Here is a 267-nt window from a genome sequence, read left to right as displayed (position 1 = left end):
CTTTACTTGCCTGAATGAGCAGCAAACTCATGAGATAAGAGCGTTTACTCGTGAATTTGGATCAAATACTCGTGAAATTAGGTCGTTTACTCGTGAATTTAGTGGATTTACTCGTGAAATTGGATCAAATACTCGTGAATTGATCTTTACTTGCCTGAATGAGCAGCAAACTCATGAGATAAGAGCGTTTACTCGTGAAACAAGTGGATTTACGCGTGAAATTGGGTCAAATACTCGTGAATTTGATCTTTACTCGCCTGAATGAGC

General features: G+C 39.0%; 1 protein-coding gene. It reads left to right on the top strand.

Annotation, left to right across the window (positions count from 1 at the left end):
• On the top strand, positions 1-265 hold a 265-nt coding region (locus SB719_RS20515), incomplete at its 5' end, for a hypothetical protein (protein WP_412159794.1).
• Between the last annotated feature and the right edge of the window lie 2 nt (positions 266-267).

This window comes from Pantoea sp. SIMBA_079, assembly GCF_046940275.1.
GTDB classification, from domain to species: Bacteria; Pseudomonadota; Gammaproteobacteria; order Enterobacterales; family Enterobacteriaceae; genus Pantoea; species Pantoea borealis.
Note: the sequence above shows the minus strand (reverse complement) of the source record. Positions and strands in the feature narration are given on the sequence as shown.